The organism is Thalassococcus profundi (genome assembly GCF_003344785.1).
Lineage (GTDB): Bacteria > Pseudomonadota > Alphaproteobacteria > Rhodobacterales > Rhodobacteraceae > Puniceibacterium > Puniceibacterium profundi.
In genome coordinates this window covers 465933-484942 of the sequence record NZ_QPMK01000003.1, presented here as the reverse complement: position 1 = coordinate 484942, position 19010 = coordinate 465933, and the positions used below count along the sequence as shown (strand labels likewise).

Sequence of the window (19010 nt, the reverse complement as noted above, 5' to 3'; positions counted from 1 at the left end):
CACCTGCCTGCGATTTAGTCGTTCCCCACCAGCTTGGAAACCGCTTTCTGGAGCGCTGCAACATCGCGGAAGAGCCGCGGCAGGCGGCGCAGGCCCTTGTAGCTTTCGATATGCGTGTCCATCTTCATTGCCGGATAGCCCAGCATCACCCGGCCGGCGGGCACATTGGCCAGCACCTTGGTGGCACCGCCGGTGATGACGTTGTCGCCGATGACAAGGTTGTCGGACACCCCGGTCTGCCCGCCCAGCACGACGTTGTTGCCGATCCGCGTCGATCCGGCAATGCCGACCTGGGCACAGATCAGGCAGTCGCGGCCGATGACGACGTTGTGGCCGACCTGGGCGAGGTTGTCGAACTTGCAGCCGTCTCCGACCAAGGTGTCGCGCACCGTTCCGCGGTCGATGCAGGCATTGGCGCCCAGTTCCACGTCGTCGCCGATGCGCACCGCGCCCAGCGAGTGGATGCGCGCCCAGGATTGCGCGGCGTCCGTGCCCTCGGCCCCCAGCGACTCGCGCGCGCGCTCGACCCCCGACACCTCGGGGGTGACGAAGGAAAAGCCGTCGGCGCCGACCACCGCGCCGGGCTGCGCGATGAAGCGCGCGCCGATCCGCACCCGAGCGCCGATCCGGACGCCCGCATGCAGCAGCGCGCCGTCGCCCAGCGAGGCTTTCCAGCCGATGTGACACTGCGGACCGAGCACGCTGCCCGCCCCGATCCGCGCACCGGGGCCGATGACGCAGAAGGGGCCGATGCTGACCTCCGTGCCGAGGATCGCGCTCGGGTCGACCACCGCCGAAGGGTGGATGCCGGGCGCATACCCCTGACCGGGATCCATCATCGCCGACAGCCCCGACATGGCGAAACGCGGGCGCGGCGGCAGGATCGCGGCCTCGAGACCCAATGCCCGCCAATCGGCGCCCTGCCACAGCATCGCCGCGCGGGCCTGACCGTGCGGCAAGTCTTCGGCATAGGCCGGGCGCATCGCCAACGCGATCTGATCCGGGCCGCAGGTGGCCGGCTCGGCCACGCCCGAGACCGTCAACGCGCCGTTGCCCTCGGCCGTCAGGCCAAGGGCGGTTGCGATGTCCTGGATGCTGTAGGCCATGCGGCTCCCCGGTCTGGTCCGGGTCCAGCTTTAGCTGCGTTGGGCCGGCAGGGCCACCCCCGCGGCACGCAACGCCTGCCAGATGCGTGCGTCGCGGCCATAGACGTCGCGGCGGAAATTCACCTGCCCCTTCGCTGTGGTGAAGGCCGTGCGGTAGATCAGGTGCACCGGCACGGGATCGTCGAGGTCGACACGGGTTTCGGCCCCGCTGCGCAGGCGGGCCTGAAAGAAGCCCTGCGGATCGTCCGACTGCCGAGCCAGCAGCGCATAGGCAAAATCGTGCGGATCGTTCAAGCGGATGCAGCCGTGGCTGTAGGCGCGCACCTCGCGGCTGAACAGGTTTTTCGCAGGGGTATCATGAAGATAGATGTTGTACTTGTTGGGAAACATGAACTTCACCGTCCCCAGCGCGTTGCGCGGACCCGGCGGCTGGCGCATGGAGAACGGGAAGCTGCTGGCCGAATATTGCGAAAAGCCGCGGCCACGATTGACCCGGCGCCCGCGCGAGTCGGTGATCTCGAGATGGCTTACGGCGCCGGGGTTTCGGCGCAGAAGCGGCAGGTATTCGTTGACGATGATCGACCGCGGCACGTACCAGCTGGGGTTGATGACCATGTGGTCCATCTCGTCCGAGAATTCCGGCGTCTGGCGGTCCAGCCCGCCCGCCCCGATCACGGCGCGGGTTTCGAAGGTGATCTTGTCGTCGTCGACGATCTTGGCCGAGAAATCGGTGAGGTTGACGCGGATATGCCGCTTGCCCAGACCGCCGGGCAGATTGATCCAGCGCTCGCGCTCCATCGCCACGAGGACGGATTGCATCCGTTCTTCGAGGGGGGTGTTGATTGCCGTGAGCGTGTCGCCGCCGGCCACGCCGTCGACCGTCAGGCCGTTGTCCTCCTGGAAGTTCTGGACGGCTTCGGTGACCGCATCGTCATAGACCGCGGATGCGGTGGGGCGCAGGTAGCCCATGGAGATCAGCCGGTCGCGCAGGGCGACCACCGCGGCACCGCTTTGCCCCGGTTCGACCTTGGCGGCGCTCACGGCCGGGCCCCAGCCGCCCTGCTCCATCTGCCGTTCCATCATCATCTTGGCGCGCATCAGGCGGTTATATTCGTAGCTTTGCGGCGGCAGCGCCCGCAGGAACGCCGCCGGTTCGGCACTGGCGAAATCCGACAGCAGGCTTTCGGCGCTTCGCTTCGGCGCCTCGCGCTTGATCAGCGACACCACCTGTCCGGGCGTCAGAACGCCGGACTGGATATCCTGGGCGAACTGCACGAAGGCGCGGCTCAGGGCCACTTCGACTTCGCCCATCTCGCGGGCGGTGCGTGCCGCCTGCATCTGCGCCACCAGCGCGCGGTCGTCGTAGCGGTCGCGCGGCAGGCCGTGGTCGGCGGCCATCGCAAAGGCCTCGAGCAACGCCGCTCGGCGTGCACGATCCGTGTCGCCGGGGCCGGTCCAGATCGGTTCGAAATCGCGGGCCCGGTAGAAGGCGGCGATTCCGTCGCTGCGCGCAGCCTGCTCTGCCACGGTCTGTTTGAAGGCCGTCACCTGGGCCTCGGCGCCATGCGGTACGGCAAGGCCGATCACTCCGGCGGTAAGCGCAATGATCAGGGGGCGCGTGAAGGCGTGTGCGGTCATGGCCATGGTCGTTCCGATCCGATTTTCCGTTTTTATCATGTCACCCAATGCCTTGAGCGCTGTCTATTCACAATTGCACCAGCGGGGAAATCTATTGCCGATTTGACGCAGTAACTCTGGTCCTTGCGGCGCGCGCACCACACTGCACCGCATTTAAGCAAAAATTCGCCGAAACCGCTTGAAGAAATGGAACCAAAAGACTTCGCGCTTTCGACGAGAATCTGATTGTGCAATAACTCCTTCACATCTTGGGGATAGGATGTAACCGCCGCACAACGTTGTGGCACGGCAGCAAGATACGGGACAGGCATTCTCATGACTGACGCACGCTCTGGCAGCATTACGCGCCGCGGACTTCTTGGCGCATTCGCCGCAACACTGGTAACTGCAGCACCAACGTATTCAAACGCCGCAGGGTTCCTGCGCGGGGGCGGAGATATTCGCCGAATCCGGATGTATTCGGGCCGCACCGGCGAACGCATCGACATGATCTACTGGGTCGAGGGGCATTACATCGCCGACGCGGTGAAGGAAGTGAACTTTTTCATGCGCGACTGGCGCACCGACGACGTCAAGAACATCGACCTGCGCACCATCGACATCATGGCAGCCGCGCATAACATGCTGGACGTCAACGAACCCTATATGCTGATTTCCGGCTACCGCAGCCCGCGCACCAACGCGATGCTGCGCTCGCGGTCTGGCGGCGTTGCCAAGAATTCGCGCCACCTGCGCGGCGAGGCGGCCGACCTGCGACTCAATTCGCGTTCCGTCAATCAGATGGCCAAGGCCGCCTCGGCCTGCCGGGCCGGTGGCGTCGGGCGGTATTCGGGATCGGATTTCGTGCACATGGATTGCGGTCCGGTCCGCAGCTGGGGCAGCTGATCGAAACTTCCATGCACAGGCCGAAAGGGCGCCCTCGGGCGCCTTTTTCTTTCTGCTGCAACGACTTGCCCATAAAACACATGCAGCATGCGCATTTCCTGCACATGCTTTTCCACAGGCGAATGTCTGAAAAGTGGCGCGGTTGACGGGGCTCGAACCCGCGACCCCCGGCGTGACAGGCCGGTACTCTAACCAACTGAGCTACAACCGCGCATCGCGCGAGGGGCATTACGGGCAGTGGTGGCGCGGTTGACGGGGCTCGAACCCGCGACCCCCGGCGTGACAGGCCGGTACTCTAACCAACTGAGCTACAACCGCTCACTGCCGCGAGGTTCCCCAAGCGTGAGCGGGGTAATAGGATGCCCGCCCTGCCCCGTCAAGCAAGGAATCCGCAGATTTCCGCAGGCCGGCGGCATGCTGCATCGCGGAGGCGGATACCGCCCCCGCAGAACGTGATTTTCCCGGCGGACGGGCGGCTCTTGGGGCGTCCGGAGGCGCAACAAGGCCGATTGCGGGCCATGGCGCGGCACGACCCGCCATGACCTTCACTTCTCGGGCAGCGGGATGAATTCCGCGTCGTCGCCGGGCGGCAGATGGAACCGGCCATCGGCCCAGTCCTCGCGACGCCAGGCTTCCTTGGCCTCTTCGATCCGTTCCTTCGACGAGGCGACGAAGTTCCACCAGATGTACCGCGGTCCTTCCAGCGTCTCGCCACCCAGCAGCATCACGCGGGCGCCGCGGGCGCCGGCGGTCAGGCTGATCGCATCGCCGGGCCGGAATACCATCATCTGCCCGGACTCATAGGTCTGCCCGGCGATGCTGACCGCGCCCTCGACCACGTAGACGCCCCGGTCCTCGTGGTTGTCCGGCAAGGGCAGACGCGCCCCCGCCTCGAGCACCGCATCGGCATAGAACATCTCCGACGCCGTCTTCACCGGCGCGCGCTCTCCGTAGGCGTTGCCGAGGATCAGGCGCAGGCGCTTGCCCTCGCCTTCGAGCAGCGGCAGCGCGTCGGCGGCGGCATGTTCGAATTCCGGCGGCCGGTCCTCGTGATCCCTGGGCAGCGCCACCCAGGTCTGGATGCCGAAGAAGGGCATCGGGTCCTTTTGCGTGGCGTCGTCAGTGCGTTCGGAATGGGTGATGCCCTGCCCGGCCACCATCCAGTTCACAGCGCCCGGTTCGATCCAGGCATCGGTGCCCAGCGAATCGCGGTGATGCATGCGCCCGCGGTAGAGATAGCTGATCGTGGCGAGGCCGATATGCGGATGCGGCCGCACGTCCAGCCCGCGCGACGGCAGAAACTCTGCCGGGCCCATCTGGTCGAAGAAGATAAAGGGACCGACCATCTGCCGTTTCGGTGCCGGCAGGGCACGGCGCACCTCGAAACCGCCCAGGTCGCGGGCACGGGGCACGATCACCGTTTCGATGGCATCGACGTCATCGCCGGTCGGGCAATGCGGGTCAAGCGCGGGGTTCCAGCTCATTCCAGGTCTCCGTTTTCAAGACACCGCCTGGGATCCGGCGGCAGGAAGAAGGTAGTCTCTGGCAAAATTTTCACAAATCCCCAAAAGATTGACTAAAGTGTGCATAAACGCACAATACTCAACTTTAAGATACGTGCGTCAAATCGACTTCTCCGTGCAACAGATCAATCTTCCTACCTTTGTGCAGAGACCACTTGAGAGCCAACATGGTAAGATGCAATTGTCGCCAACAAGCGTCAACACCTGCAGGAAATGATACGTCATCGTGATTTCGACAGCGCATCAAAAACTACGCCTCTGCATCCTGATGGGCGCCCCTGTTTCCTTGTCGGTCAAGGACTTTCTGGGGCTGCTTCGGGATCGAACCTCCTGGACCTTCATCGTGCTCGTGCTGCTGGGCCTGGCCGTCGGCGACCCGTTCGCCATGCTCGGACAGACGTCCCTGTGGCAGATCCTGCTGTTCTGGCCCGCGGCCGTGCTGATCTACCTGGCGTTGATCACCGCCGGGCTGACGGTCTGTTCCCCCCTTGCGCGCCGCTGGCCCGATCTGCCGGTCCCGCTCCCGCTGATCAGCGTCTTTGCCACCCTGCCGGGCGTCATCATCGGCGACCGGATCGCTGCCGCCCTGAGCGGGGGCGCGCGCTTTGTCGCTCTCGACGGGAGGATGCTGCTGCTCTTCGGACTGGTGCAGGTCTTCGAGACGGTGTTTTTCCTGTTCGTTCTGAACCAGACCGCCTACTGGCAAAACCGGTCTGATGCCGCACAACCCCGCGCCGCCGCCACCGACGGGGACGGCGACCGCACCCTCGTGATCGGCGCCGAACGTGTCCCGGTCGCACGGGTGTTGCATATCGAGGCGCGGGAACATTATGTCCGCGTGACGCTCGACGGCGAAAGCATCACGCAGCGCGCCCGGCTCAGCGACATCGTCGCCCAGACCGCGCCCGAGGACGGGGTGCAGCCGCACCGGTCCTGGTGGGTGTCGAAGCGCGCCGCGCACGAAGTGATGCGCGACGGGACCCGGCACGTGATGAAGCTGACCGACGACACGCTCGTCCCGGTGGCGCGCACCCGTTTGGGCGAGGTGCAGACCTGGGTCGCCCGCCATATCCAGCGCCCGCAATCCGATTACTGACACCCGATCCGGTCGACGCCCCGCACAAAGCCGTTTCAAAGACGATCCCGCGTCTTTAGAACCGAAGACGAGGCAGCCGACAGGAGAAAAACATGGGCAAGACACTTTCGAAAACCGTGGCAGTGGCCGCGGTCACCGCTCTGCTGGGCGGCGCGATGATCGCCGGCCCGGCGCAGGCCGGGTGGCGCGACCGTCACGAGGTCTACGGCGTGCCCGAGGACGACATGCTGAAAATGCGTGGCGGCCCCGGCATCGGGTTCAGCGTCATCGTCGGACTGCCCAACGGCACTGTCCTGCGGGTCCAGAGCTGCCAGTCCACCGGCGGCACGCGCTGGTGCAAGGTGGCGCTCGACCGGGCGCCGGGCCTCAAGGGCTACGTCTCGGCCGCGTATCTGCGCGAGATGTGACCCGAAGCGTCAGAGCGGCGCCCGTCCGCGCGACGGCAGAAGATCGGTCCGGACGCGCAGCAGCTTCATGAACCGCTCTGCCGCGGGCGGCTGCGTATCGCCCTGCCGCGAGACGATGCCGAAATCCTCGACGGCCATGTCGTTGCCGACCGACAGGGTGGCCAGGCGGCTGCCCAGTTCGGCGCGTTCGATGAAAAATCGCGACACGGCGCGGGCCAGCGGCGCGATGGCGTTGGTTTCGTTGACCAGCGCCAGCGTGAACAGGATCGAGGTCGTGCTCACCACACGCGGCGGCACCGGCAGGCCGCGTTCCAGCAGATAGCTTTCCGCGGTGCGGCGCAACAGACCGCGCGGCGGCTGCATCACCCAGTCGTACTCCATGCAGTCCCAGAGCGTCGCATCCGGCTGGCGCGTCAGCGGATGGTCCAGCCGCACCACAAGGTCGATCGGTTCCGGCCCGATCCGGTGGAAGGCAAAGGCGCGGGCATCCGCCGTGTTGGGAATACGCCCGATGTAGAAATCCAGATCGTCGGTCAGCAGCGCCTCGGCCAGCCGGTCCGACGTGTCGACCTGCACCGTGACCTCGATCTCGGGATAGGCCTGCCGCACCTCGCGCTGCACTGGCAGCAGGTGTTCCAGCGACGGCCCGGTGACCGATCCGATGCGGACGTGGCCGCGCACCCCGCCGCGCAGTTCCGTCACCCGCTGATGCGCGCGGTCCAGACCCTTGAGCGTCTCGGCCGCCTGGTCGGCGAGGATGCGCCCGGCCTCGGTCAGATCGATGCCGCGCGGGTGGCGCAGGTAGAGCGGCGTGCCCACCAGCGGCTCGAGCTGCGCGAGCAGCCGCGAGGCCGCCGGCTGGGTCATGCCAAGCTGCTGCGCCGCGGCGCCGACCTGGCCGTGATCGCGCAGCGCCACCATCAGCCGCAGCTGCGAGAATTTCAGCCCCCGGCGGACCAGTTCATCGGTGCCGGGCACGGTGCGGGATGTCGCCATGGCCATATCACTTTCGGTATATCAAACTGCCTGATCGGAATTTGTTGTATATCGCGGAATAAAGCAAGGATGTCCTCGGACCGTCCGGGAGAGACGGATCAGACAGGCGCGCCAAGGACAGCGCGCAAGGGAGGATAGAATGACACTGACCCGACGCGCCCTCGGCGCCACCGCGCTTGCGACCATCTTGGCCTTTCCGGCCTTTGCCCAGGACAAGGGCACCATCGGCATCGCGATGCCGACGAAATCCTCGGCCCGCTGGATCGCCGACGGCGACAACATGGTGAAGCAGTTCGAGGAAGCCGGTTATGCCACCGATCTGCAATATGCCGAGGACGACATTCCGAACCAGCTCGCGCAGATCGAGAACATGATCACCAAGGGCGTCGACGCGCTGGTCATTGCCGCCATCGACGGCACCACCCTGACCAACGCGCTGGCCAATGCCGCCGCTCTCGACATTCCCGTGGTGGCCTATGACCGGCTGATCCGCGGCTCGGGCGACGTCAGCTATTACGCCACCTTCGACAACTTCCAGGTCGGGGTGCAACAGGCCGAAACTCTGGTATCGGGGCTGGAAGAGCGCTTTCCCGATGCCGAGACCTGGAACGTGGAGCTGTTCGGCGGCTCCCCGGACGACAACAACGCTTACTTTTTCTACGACGGCGCCATGTCGGTGCTGCAACCGCTGATCGACGACGGCAGGATCACGGTGCTGTCGGGCCAGGAGGGCATGGACACGGTCGGCACCCTGCGCTGGGACGGATCGGTGGCGCAGGCGCGGATGGATAACCTTTTGTCGGCCAATTACACCGATGCGCGGGTGCATGGCGTTCTGTCGCCCTACGACGGGCTTTCCATCGGCATCATCTCCTCGCTGAAGGGCGTGGGCTACGGCTCGGGCGACATGCAGATGCCCATCGTCACCGGTCAGGATGCCGAGATCCCGTCGATCAAGGCGATCCAGCGCGGCGAGCAGTATTCGACGATCTTCAAGGACACCCGCGAACTGGCCAGCGTCACCGTCGGCATGGTCGAGGCGCTGTTGCAGGGCGGCGAGCCCGAGATCAACGACACCGAGACCTACGACAACGGCGTCAAGGTGGTGCCGTCCTACCTGCTGGAGCCGGTGAAGGTCACCGAAGGCGACATCCAGGGCGTGCTGATCGACTCGGGCTATTACGACGCCTCCGAGCTTCAGTGATCCGAGCAGGGGTCCGGCCCGGTGCCGGCCCCGCAACCGCCCTGCCCGGCCCACCGGCCAATCCGCAAGATGGAGACGACGATGGCGACCATCCTCGAGATGCGCGACATCACCAAGACCTTTCCGGGCGTGAAGGCGCTTGACCGGGTGAACCTGCAGGTGGCCGAGGGCGAGATCCACGCGCTCGTGGGCGAGAACGGGGCCGGCAAGTCGACGCTGATGAAGGTGCTGTCGGGGGTCTATCCGCACGGCAGCTACACCGGCGACATCGTCTATGACGGCGAGGTCCAGGCCTTCGGCTCGATCCGCGACAGCGAAAGCCGCGGGATCATCATCATCCACCAGGAACTGGCGCTGATCCCGCTGCTGTCGGTGGCCGAGAACATCTTTCTGGGCAACGAACGCGCCCGCGGCGGCATCATCGACTGGCAGGAAACGGAACGCCGCGCGGCCGAGCTTCTGGCCCGCGTCGGCCTGAAGGAAAGCCCGAAATCCATCGTGGCCGACCTGGGTCTGGGCAAGCAACAGCTGATCGAGATCGCCAAGGCGCTGTCCAAGGACGTGCGCCTGCTGATCCTCGACGAGCCGACGAGCTCGCTCAACGAACAGGACAGCGAAAAACTGCTGGTCCTGCTGACGGAATTCCGCAGGCAGGGCGTGACCTCGATCCTCATCAGCCACAAGCTCAACGAAATCTCCCGCGTGGCCGACACCATCACCGTGTTGCGCGACGGGGCCACGGTGGCCCGGCTCGACTGCAAGAACGGCATCAGCGAAGACGACATCATCCGTGACATGGTGGGCCGGTCGCTCGACGACCGCTACCCGCCGCGCACGCCCGACATCCGCGACGAAGTGGCGATGGAGGTGCGCAACTGGACGGTGCGGCACCCGGTCGATCCCGACCGAACCGTGGTCCGCGATGTGTCCTTTCACGTCAAGCGCGGCGAGGTGCTGGGCATCGCGGGGCTGATGGGCGCCGGGCGCACAGAGCTGGCCATGAGCCTTTTCGGCCGGTCCTACGGACGCGACATCACCGGCAGCGTGACGATCAACGGCAAGCCCGCGGACCTGTCGACCGTGCGCAAGGCGATCAACGCGGGCCTCGCCTATGCCACCGAGGACCGCAAGACCTACGGGCTGGTGCTGGACGACACGATCCGCCGCAACGTGCCGCTGGCCAGATTGGAGTCGGTGGCCGACGGCATGGTCGTCAACGCCCGGCGCGAGGCCGAGGTGGCAGAGCGGTTCCGCCAGCGGCTCAACATCCGCTCCAGCTCCATCGAGCAGGAGACGGTGAACCTTTCGGGCGGCAACCAGCAGAAGGTGGTGCTGTCCAAGTGGCTTTTCGCCGATCCTGACATCCTGATCCTCGATGAGCCCTGCCGCGGCATCGACGTCGGCGCGAAATTCGAGATCTACACCGTGATCCGCGACCTCGCCGCCGCCGGCAAGGCGATCATCGTCATCTCGTCGGAAATGCCCGAACTCCTGGGCATTTCCGACCGGCTCTACGTGATGAACGAAGGCCGCTTCGTCGGCGAGATGCAGACCGCCGAGGCCAGCCAGGAAAAGATCATGGCCCGCATCATCAAATCCGGGGAGGCCGCGTGATGAGCGACGTATCCGACCAGACCGCCGCCGAGACCGGCCGCCACCAAGCGGGGGCCAGCTGGCGCTTTCTGAAGAACCACATGCGCGAATACGGTATCCTCTTCGCCCTGATCGCGATCATGGCCTTCTTCCAGGTCGCGACCGGGGGCATCCTGCTGAAGCCCGTGAACCTGACCAACCTGGTGCTGCAGAACAGCTATATCGTGATCATGGCCATCGGTATGCTGCTGGTGATCGTCGCGGGCCATATCGACCTGAGCGTCGGGTCGGTGCTGGGCTTCATCGGCGCGCTGGCGGCGGTGATGATCGTCAACTGGGACATGCATTACCTCGTGGCAGGCGTACTGTGCCTAATCGTCGGCGCGCTGATTGGCGCGGCGCAGGGGTTCTGGGTCGCCTATTTCCGCATCCCCAGCTTCATCGTGACGCTGGCGGGCATGCTGGTCTTCAAGGGGCTGACCCTGTGGCTGCTGGCCGGGCAGTCGGTCGGCCCCTTCCCGCCGCAGTTCCAGCTCATGTCGTCGGGCTTCCTGCCGGACCTGCTGGCGATGGACGGGTTCAACCTCATGTCATTCCTGATCGGGCTGACGGTGGCCGCGGGGCTGACGCTGCTCGCGCTCCGTAACCGTGCGGTGCAGTCCCGGACCGGCACGCCGGAAGAGCCGTTCGCCTTCTTCGCCGCCAAGGTCGCGATCATCTTCATCGGGATTTCCTGGATGAGCTGGCTGATGGCCGATTTCCGCGGCCTGCCCAACGTCTTCATCGTCATGGCGCTGCTGATCGCGGTCTATTCCTTCGTCACCAGCCGCACCACCGTGGGCCGCAGGCTCTATGCCATCGGCGGCAACGAGAAGGCGGCGGCGCTGTCGGGCATCAACGCCAAGCGGCTGACCTTCCTCACCTTCGCCAACATGGGGATGCTGGCGGCGCTGGCGGGTCTGGTCTTTGCCGCGCGGCTCAACACCGCGACGCCCAAGGCCGGCGCGGGGTTCGAGCTGGACGTGATCGCCGCGGTCTTCATCGGCGGCGCGTCGATGGCGGGCGGCGTGGGCACGGTCGTGGGTGCGGTCATCGGCGCCTTCATCATGGGGGTGATGAACAACGGCATGTCGATCCTCGGCATCGGCATCGACTACCAGCAGGTGATCAAGGGGCTGGTGCTGCTGGCCGCAGTGATCTTCGATGTCATGAACAAGAAAAAGGGCTGAGACCGATGCTGCTCTCGCAATATCTCGACGACGCGGGCAACGCACGGGTTGCCGCACGGACGGGCGGACCGGCCCGCGCGGTGCAGAGCGATCTGCCGCTCTACCACCTGGCACGGCAGGCTATCTCCAACGGCACAACGCTCTTGGCGCATATCGACAGCCTGGGCACCGGCGATCCCGTCGACCTCGGAGGTTTGCTGGACGAGGGCCGCCTACTGCCGCCCCTTACCCATCCGGATCCGGCACACCTGTACCTCACGGGCACCGGACTTACGCATCTGGGATCTGCATCCACCCGTGCGTCCATGCATGCGAAACAACCCGAGGACGAAACGGATTCGATGCGCATGTTCCGCATGGGGGTCGAGGGCGGAAAACCCGCCAACGGCCAGGCCGGCGTGCAGCCCGAATGGTTCTACAAGGGCAACGGTGCCGCGCTGGTGGCGCCCGGTGCGGCGCTCGAAAGCCCGGCCTTCGCGCTCGACGGCGGCGAGGAGCCCGAGATCGCGGGCATCTACATCATCGACACGGACGGCACCCCGGTGCGGCTGGGCTTTGCTCTGGCCAACGAGTTTTCCGACCACGTGACCGAGCGGCAGAATTACCTCTACCTCGCGCATTCCAAGCTGCGGCCCTGCGCCATCGGCCCGGAACTGCGCGTCGGGCCCCTGCCCGACAGCATCGAAGGCACCAGCCGTATCCGGCGCGGGGCGGAGGTGATCTTTGAGAAACCCTTCCTGTCGGGCGAGGCCAACATGTCCCATTCGATCCGCAACCTCGAACATCATCATTTCAAATACGCGCTGTTCCGGCAGCCCGGCGACGTCCATGTGCACATGTTCGGCACCGCGACCCTGTCCTTTGCCGAGGGCATCGCCGCGCAGGACGGCGACGTGTTCGAGATCGAGGCCGCCCCCTTCGGCCTGCCGCTGAGCAATCCGCTGGCGCAGGCCCCGGCGGCGCAGGCCGCCCCCATGACCGACGTGAAGGTGCTCTGATGGCGTTTCGACCGGCAGACTGGCCCAGGCGGCTGCGCAGCCAGGAATGGTACGGCGGCACCAGCCGCGACAACATCTATCACCGCGGCTGGCTCAAGAATCAGGGTTATCCGCACGACCTCTTCGACGGCCGGCCGGTGATCGGCATCCTCAACACCTGGTCCGACCTCACCCCCTGCAACGGCCACCTGCGCGAACTGGCCGAGAAGGTAAAGGCGGGCATCTGGGAGGCCGGCGGCCTGCCGCTCGAGGTGCCGGTGTTCAGCGCGTCCGAGAACACCTTCCGCCCCACGGCGATGATGTACCGCAACCTCGCCGCCATGGCGGTCGAGGAGACGATGCGCGCCCAGCCCATCGACGGCGCGGTGCTCATGGTGGGATGCGACAAGACCACGCCCTCGCTGATCATGGGGGCGGCGTCGACCGACATCCCATCGATCGTGGTGACCGGCGGGCCGATGCTGAACGGCTGGTTCCGCGGCGAACGGGTGGGCAGCGGCACGGCGCTCTGGCAAATGTCCGAAGACATCAAGGCCGGCAAGATGAGCCAGGAGGATTTCCTCGAGGCCGAACAGGCGATGAGCCGCTCGACCGGCACCTGCAACACCATGGGCACCGCCTCCACAATGGCCAGCATGGCCGAGGCGCTGGGCATGGCGCTGTCGGGCAACGCGGCGATCCCGGCAGTGGATGCGCGGCGGCGGGTGATGGCGCAGATCTCGGGCCGGCGCATCGTGCAAATGGTCAAGGACGACCTCAAGCCGTCGGACGTGCTGACCCGCGCGGCCTTTGAAAACGCCATCCGCTGCAACGGCGCCATCGGCGGGTCGACCAACGCCGTGGTGCACCTGCTGGCCATCGCCGGGCGCTGCGGCGTCGACATCACGCTCGACGACTGGGACCGGTTGGGCCGCGACGTGCCCACGATCGTGAACCTGATGCCCTCGGGCAAGTACCTGATGGAAGAATTCTTCTATGCCGGCGGCCTGCCGGTGGTGCTCAAACGGCTGGGCGAGGCCGGCATGCTGCACAAGGATGCGCTTACCGTGTCCGGCGGCGCGATCTGGGACGAGGTCAAGGATGCCGTGAACTGGAACGAGGACGTGATCCGCCCCGCAGACAAGGCGCTGACCGCCTCGGGCGGGATCGCGGTGCTGCGCGGCAACCTCGCGCCCGAGGGCGCTGTGCTGAAACCGTCTGCCGCCAGCCCGCACCTGCTCAGGCATCGAGGTCGCGCCGTGGTCTTCGAGGATATCGACGACTACAAGGCCAAGATCGCCGACGACACGCTCGACATCGACGAGACCTGCGTGATGGTGCTGAAGAACTGCGGCCCCAAGGGCTATCCGGGCATGTCCGAGGTGGGCAACATGGGCCTGCCGCCCAAGGTGCTGAAGAAAGGCATCACCGACATGGTGCGCGTATCGGATGCACGCATGTCGGGCACCGCCTACGGCACCGTGGTGCTGCACACCGCACCCGAGGCCGCCGTCGGCGGGCCGCTGGCGGTGGTGCGCGATGGCGACATGATCGAGCTCGACGTCGAGGCCCGGCGCCTGACGCTGGACATTCCCGATGACGAATTGCTGCGCCGGCTCGGCGACTGGACCGCGCGCGAAGAGGCCCCCCAAAGCGGGTATGCGAAACTTTTCCACGATCACGTCGAAGGCGCCGATACCGGGGCGGATTTCGACTTTCTCAGGGGGTGCAGAGGGAGGGACGTACCGAAGGACAGCCACTGACGGTCCCGAGGGGCCGCACATTTTCCACATGACGGCGCGAGACAACCGCGCAAAGACCGAACCTAAGGGAGAGAGACTCATGATGAAGACCTTGTTGACCAGCGCCGCCATCACGGCCTGCGCTTTCGCTGCCTCGGCACAAACCGTGGGCTTTTCGCAAATCGGATCCGAATCCGGCTGGCGCGCGGCGGAAACCACGCTGACCCGCCAGCAGGCCGAGGAACGCGGCATCGACCTGCGCTTTTCCGATGCGCAGCAGCGCCAGGAAAACCAGATCGCCGCGATCCGGTCCTTCGTGGCCCAGGGCGTCGACGCGATCCTGCTGGCCCCGGTGGTCGCCACCGGCTGGGACAGCGTGCTGGAAGAGGCGAAGGAGGCCGAGATCCCGGTCGTCCTGCTCGACCGCCGCGTCGATTCCTCGGATGACCTGTACCTGACCGCCGTCGGCTCCGACCTTGTGCACGAGGGTTCGGTCGCGGGTCAGTGGCTCGTCGACAACAAGCCCGAGGGCACCTGCCGCGTGGTCGAACTTCAGGGCACCACCGGGTCCTCGCCCGCCATCGACCGCGCCACCGGCTTCCGCAACGCCATCGAGGGCAACGCGGATATCGAGATCGTGCGCAGCCAGACCGGTGACTTCACCCGCACCGGCGGCAAGGAGGTGATGGAAAGCTTCCTGCAGGCCGAGGCCGGCAACGAGATCTGCGCGCTTTACGCCCACAACGACGACATGGCGCTGGGGGCGATCCAGGCGATCAAGGAGGCGGGCATGGACCCGGGCGACGATATCCTGATCGTCTCCATTGACGCGGTGCCGGATATCTTCCAGGCCATGGCAGACGGCGATGCCAATGCCACGGTCGAGCTGACCCCGAACATGGCCGGTCCCGCCTTCGACGCGCTCGAGGCCTACTGGGCGGACGGCACGGAGCCCGAGAAGTTCATCCAGACCGAATCGAAGCTCTACACCCAGTCCGACGATCCGATGGCCGAATACGAGGCCCGCAAGGACCTGGGCTACTGATCGCCGACCGCCGGGGCGGCCCACCCGCCCCGGCCCTTACTTCCCTACTCCGCATCACCCCGAAGGCCGCCCATGTTGCTGACCATCCGCTCCCTGTCGAAATCCTTTCCGGGCACGCGGGCGCTCGACGCGGTTGATTTCGACCTCGCGGCCGGAGAGGTGCACGCGCTGCTGGGCGAAAACGGCGCGGGCAAATCCACGCTGATCAAGTGCCTCACCGGCGCCTACAGCCGCGACGCGGGCGAGATCCGGCTTGACGGTGCACCCGTATCGCCTGCGTCGACCTCCGAGGCGCAGGAACTGGGCATCGGCACGGTCTACCAGGAGGTCAACCTGCTGCCCAACCTCACCGTGGCGCAGAACCTGACCTTCGGGCGCGAGCCGCGGCGCTTCGGCCTGATCGACGGCCGCGCGCAGGCCGACATGGCGCGCGAGATGCTGCGCGGCTACGGGCTCGACATCGACGTGACGCGCGACCTCGGATCCTATTCGGTGGCGGTGCAGCAGGTGGTGGCTATCGCCCGCGCCGTGGCGCTGTCGGGCAAGGTGCTGATCCTCGATGAGCCGACCGCCAGCCTCGACGCCGCCGAGGTGCGGATGCTCTTCGACGTGGTCCGCGACCTGCGCGACCGCGGGCTGGGCATCGTCTTCGTGTCGCATTTCCTCGACCAGGTGTTCGAGCTCTGCGACCGGCTCACCGTGCTGCGCAACGGCCAGAAGATCACCACCGAACGGGTCGCCGACCTCGACCGGGTCAAGCTGATCGGACACATGCTGGGCCGCGAGCTTGACGATGCGATCGAAACCGCCGAACACAGCCCCGCCGCCGCGCAGGAAGCGCCCGAAATCCTGCGGTTCGAAGGCATCGGCCGCGCTGGTGTCGTGGCCCCCTTCGACCTCAGCGTGCGCCGGGGCGAGGTGATCGGCCTGGCCGGGCTTCTGGGCTCGGGCCGGACGGAAAGCGCCGAACTGCTGTTCGGCGTGCGTACGGCCCAGACCGGGACCGCCCGCGATGCCGATGGCCCGGTCGCCCATGCCACCCCGCGCGAGGCGGTCCGCGCCGGTTTCGGCTTTGCCCCCGAGGACCGCAAGACCGACGGTATCGTGGCGGACCTGTCGGTGCGCGAGAACATCATCCTTGCCATGCAGGCCCGGCGCGGCTGGACCCGCCCGATCCCGCGCGCCGAACAGGCGCGGCTGGCGGACGAGTATATCGCGAAACTCGACATCCGCACCTCGGACGCGGAAAAACCCATCGGAGAGCTGTCGGGCGGCAACCAGCAGAAGGTCGTGCTGGCGCGCTGGCTGGCGATGAACCCGCGGTTCCTGATCCTGGACGAGCCGACGCGCGGCATCGACGTCGGCGCCCATGCGGAGATCCTGCGCCTCATCCGCGACATGACCGATGCGGGCATGTCGATGCTGGTGATCTCGTCGGAATTCGACGAGCTGGTGGCCGCCGCCGACCGCATCGTGGTGCTGCGCGACCGCCGCCATACCCGCGAATTGACCGGCGCCGAGGTCGCGACAGACGAGATCGTGCGCGCCATCGCCGCCGCAGACCCGCGCGAGGCCGCCGCGTCATGACCCGCACCCTGCGCCGCATCCTCCCGCAGATCCTGACGCTGGCCGTGCTGGTGGCGCTGGTGTCGCTGTTCTTTCCGCAATTCCTGTCCGTCGACTACCAGGGCGGGCGGCTCTCCGGCCCGGTGATCGACGTGCTGAAGCGCGGCGCGCCGGTGGCGCTGCTGGCCGTCGGCATGACGCTGGTCATCGCCACCCGCGGCATCGACCTGTCGGTGGGCACGATCATGGCGATCACCGGCGCGACGGCCGCCTGGGCGCTGGCCAGCGGCTGGGGCGCCGCGGCGGCGGTGCTGCTGGCGCTAATGGCGGGGCTGGCCTGCGGGGTCTGGAACGGCTGTCTGGTGGCGCTGATCGGCATCCAGCCCATCGTCGCCACGCTGATCCTGATGACCTCGGGCCGCGGCATCGCGCAGCTCATCACCGAGGGCCGCATCCTCACCTTCACCGATCCCGGGTTCGCCTGGCTCGGCTCGGGCATCCTGCTGGGCCTGCCGGTGCCGGTCTACATCTGGGTCGGCACCGCCATCGCCGTGGCGTTGCTGATGCGGCGCACGGCGCTGGGACTGCTGGTCGAATCCATCGGCATCAATCGCTCGGCCTCGGCGCTGGCGGGGATCAACGCCACGGTGCTGCTGATCGCGGTCTACGTGGCCTCGGGCCTTTGCGCGGCGCTGGCGGGGATCATCGCCACCGCCGACATCCGCGGCGCGGATGCCAACAACGCCGGGCTCTGGCTCGAGCTCGACGCGATCCTGGCGGTGGTGATCGGCGGCAATTCCCTGCTCGGCGGACGCTTCTCGGTCGCGGCCTCCGTGCTGGGCGCAATGATCATCCAGACCATCGACACCGGCATCCTGCTGGCGGGTTTTCCGTCGGAATACAACCTCGTGATCAAGGCGGGGCTGGTGCTGATGGTGCTGCTGGTGCAGTCGCCCAACCTTGCCGGGCACTGGTACGCGCTGCGCCGGCACGTCCGGCGCCGCCGCGAACCCGCGCCATCGGACCGGAGCGCGCCATGACCGTGAACCCCCGCCTCTACCCGCTGCTCGCGACCATCGGCATCTTCGTCGTCGCCTATATCGTCTGCTGGCTGCAGTTTCCCTACATGCTGTCCACGCGCGTGGCGGGCAACCTGCTGACCGACAACGCCTACCTCGGGATCGTCGCGGTCGGCATGACGCTGGTGATCCTGTCGGGCGGCATCGACCTGTCGGTGGGATCGGTGATCGCCTTTTCCGGCGTCTTCATCGCGGTGATGCTGCGCGACACGGGCCTGCATCCGCTGCTGGTCTTCGCGCTTCTGCTGGCGGTGACCACCGCCTTCGGCGCCGCCATGGGCGCGGTGATCCACGGGCTGGCCATGCCCGCCTTCATCGTCACGCTAGCGGGGATGTTCCTGGCGCGCGGCGCCTCCTACATGCTGACCATCGAATCGGTGCCCATCGCGCATCCGTTCTACGATCTGCTCAAGGACGCCTACTGGCTGATGCCCGGAAAGGGACGGCTGACGCTGATCGGCGTGCTGATGCTGGTGGCGGTCGCCGCCGGCGCGCTCATCGCCCACCGCACGCGGTTCGGCGCGCAGGTCTTCGCCATCGGCGGCGGAGAGCAGACGGCGCGGCTCATGGGCGTGCGGGTCGGCGCCACCACGGTCGGCATCTACGCCTTCTCTGGCTTCATGGCGGGCCTCTCGGGCATCGTCTTCTCGATCTACACCGGGTCGGGCTATCCGCTCGCCACAGTGGGCACAGAACTGACGGCCATCGCCGCCGTAGTGATCGGCGGCACGCTGCTGACCGGCGGTGCGGGCTACGTCGTCGGCACGCTCTTCGGGGTGCTGACCATGGGGCTCATCCAGACCTACATCGTCTTCGACGGCACGCTGTCGAGCTGGTGGACCAAGATCGTCATCGGCGTGCTGCTTCTGCTCTTCATCCTGCTGCAGCGGGGCCTCTTGCGGGTCACCGCGCTGCGCGCCTGAC

At 66.5% G+C, this 19010-nt stretch carries 16 protein-coding genes and 2 tRNA genes; 12 read left to right on the top strand and 6 right to left on the bottom strand.

Features of this window, described 5'->3' with window-relative positions; all coding sequences use genetic code 11:
- Window positions 1-14: 14 nt before the first annotated feature.
- Together lpxD and DU478_RS06545 are read right to left on the bottom strand one after the other, a co-directional pair.
- Entirely contained in the window at window positions 15-1106 is a 1092-nt protein-coding gene (gene lpxD / locus DU478_RS06550) for a UDP-3-O-(3-hydroxymyristoyl)glucosamine N-acyltransferase (protein WP_114510122.1), read from the bottom strand.
- A gap of 30 nt (window positions 1107-1136) precedes the next feature.
- Window positions 1137-2750, bottom strand: coding sequence for a L,D-transpeptidase family protein (locus DU478_RS06545; protein ID WP_407703150.1), 1614 nt, complete (start codon window positions 2748-2750; stop codon window positions 1137-1139).
- A gap of 309 nt (window positions 2751-3059) precedes the next feature.
- Between DU478_RS06545 and DU478_RS06540 the strand changes: the two genes are divergently transcribed.
- Window positions 3060-3629 carry a YcbK family protein gene (locus DU478_RS06540; RefSeq protein WP_114510121.1) on the top strand — a complete coding sequence of 190 codons (570 nt, stop codon included), beginning with the start codon at window positions 3060-3062 and terminating at the stop codon, window positions 3627-3629.
- A gap of 134 nt (window positions 3630-3763) precedes the next feature.
- Here DU478_RS06540 and DU478_RS06535 read toward each other — a convergent pair.
- The 3 genes from DU478_RS06535 to DU478_RS06525 form a co-directional block, all read right to left on the bottom strand.
- Window positions 3764-3840, bottom strand: a tRNA-Asp gene (locus DU478_RS06535).
- Between the two features lie 30 nt (window positions 3841-3870).
- Window positions 3871-3947 (bottom strand) — tRNA-Asp (locus DU478_RS06530).
- A 227-nt stretch (window positions 3948-4174) separates the two neighbouring features.
- The gene (locus tag DU478_RS06525; RefSeq protein WP_114510120.1) at window positions 4175-5113 is read right to left on the bottom strand and encodes a pirin family protein; all 939 of its coding nucleotides are present in this window, start codon (window positions 5111-5113) and stop codon (window positions 4175-4177) included.
- Window positions 5114-5378: 265 nt separating this feature from the next.
- Between DU478_RS06525 and DU478_RS06520 the strand changes: the two genes are divergently transcribed.
- On the top strand, window positions 5379-6248 hold the full coding sequence (locus DU478_RS06520; protein WP_114510119.1) for a LytTR family DNA-binding domain-containing protein: 870 nt from the start codon (window positions 5379-5381) through the stop codon (window positions 6246-6248).
- Window positions 6249-6340: 92 nt separating this feature from the next.
- The gene (locus tag DU478_RS06515; RefSeq protein ID WP_199488293.1) at window positions 6341-6655 is read left to right on the top strand and encodes an SH3 domain-containing protein; all 315 of its coding nucleotides are present in this window, start codon (window positions 6341-6343) and stop codon (window positions 6653-6655) included.
- 9 nt (window positions 6656-6664) lie between these two features.
- Here DU478_RS06515 and DU478_RS06510 read toward each other — a convergent pair whose 3' ends face one another.
- Window positions 6665-7651 (bottom strand): LysR family transcriptional regulator, encoded by a 987-nt coding sequence (locus DU478_RS06510; RefSeq protein WP_114510249.1) that lies wholly within the window; start codon window positions 7649-7651, stop codon window positions 6665-6667.
- A gap of 139 nt (window positions 7652-7790) precedes the next feature.
- On the opposite strand from DU478_RS06510, the gene chvE reads away from it, so the two are divergent.
- From chvE to yjfF, 9 genes are all read left to right on the top strand, one after another.
- Window positions 7791-8855, top strand: a complete 1065-nt coding sequence (gene chvE, locus DU478_RS06505; protein ID WP_114510118.1) for a multiple monosaccharide ABC transporter substrate-binding protein — start codon at window positions 7791-7793, stop codon at window positions 8853-8855.
- A gap of 81 nt (window positions 8856-8936) precedes the next feature.
- Window positions 8937-10469, top strand: coding sequence for a multiple monosaccharide ABC transporter ATP-binding protein (gene mmsA, locus DU478_RS06500; RefSeq protein ID WP_114510117.1), 1533 nt, complete (start codon window positions 8937-8939; stop codon window positions 10467-10469).
- Window positions 10469-11677: a multiple monosaccharide ABC transporter permease gene (gene mmsB, locus DU478_RS06495; RefSeq protein WP_114510248.1), complete on the top strand. Its 1209-nt coding sequence runs from the start codon at window positions 10469-10471 to the stop codon at window positions 11675-11677. Before mmsA ends, mmsB begins: the two co-directional genes overlap by 1 nt.
- 5 nt (window positions 11678-11682) lie before the next feature.
- Window positions 11683-12675, top strand: a complete 993-nt coding sequence (gene araD1, locus DU478_RS06490) for an AraD1 family protein (protein ID WP_114510116.1) — start codon at window positions 11683-11685, stop codon at window positions 12673-12675.
- Window positions 12675-14417, top strand: a complete 1743-nt coding sequence (gene araD, locus DU478_RS06485; RefSeq protein WP_114510115.1) for an L-arabinonate dehydratase — start codon at window positions 12675-12677, stop codon at window positions 14415-14417. The genes araD1 and araD overlap by 1 nt, the downstream gene beginning before the upstream one ends.
- Before the next feature lie 79 nt (window positions 14418-14496).
- Entirely contained in the window at window positions 14497-15441 is a 945-nt protein-coding gene (gene ytfQ, locus DU478_RS06480; RefSeq protein ID WP_114510114.1) for a galactofuranose ABC transporter, galactofuranose-binding protein YtfQ, read from the top strand.
- Between the two features lie 72 nt (window positions 15442-15513).
- Window positions 15514-17028: a sugar ABC transporter ATP-binding protein gene (locus DU478_RS06475; protein ID WP_114510113.1), complete on the top strand. Its 1515-nt coding sequence runs from the start codon at window positions 15514-15516 to the stop codon at window positions 17026-17028.
- Window positions 17025-18047 (top strand): ABC transporter permease, encoded by a 1023-nt coding sequence (locus tag DU478_RS06470; protein ID WP_114510112.1) that lies wholly within the window; start codon window positions 17025-17027, stop codon window positions 18045-18047. The genes DU478_RS06475 and DU478_RS06470 overlap by 4 nt, the downstream gene beginning before the upstream one ends.
- Window positions 18044-19009: a galactofuranose ABC transporter, permease protein YjfF gene (yjfF, locus tag DU478_RS06465; protein WP_114510111.1), complete on the top strand. Its 966-nt coding sequence runs from the start codon at window positions 18044-18046 to the stop codon at window positions 19007-19009. The genes DU478_RS06470 and yjfF overlap by 4 nt, the downstream gene beginning before the upstream one ends.
- Window position 19010: the final 1 nt, after the last annotated feature.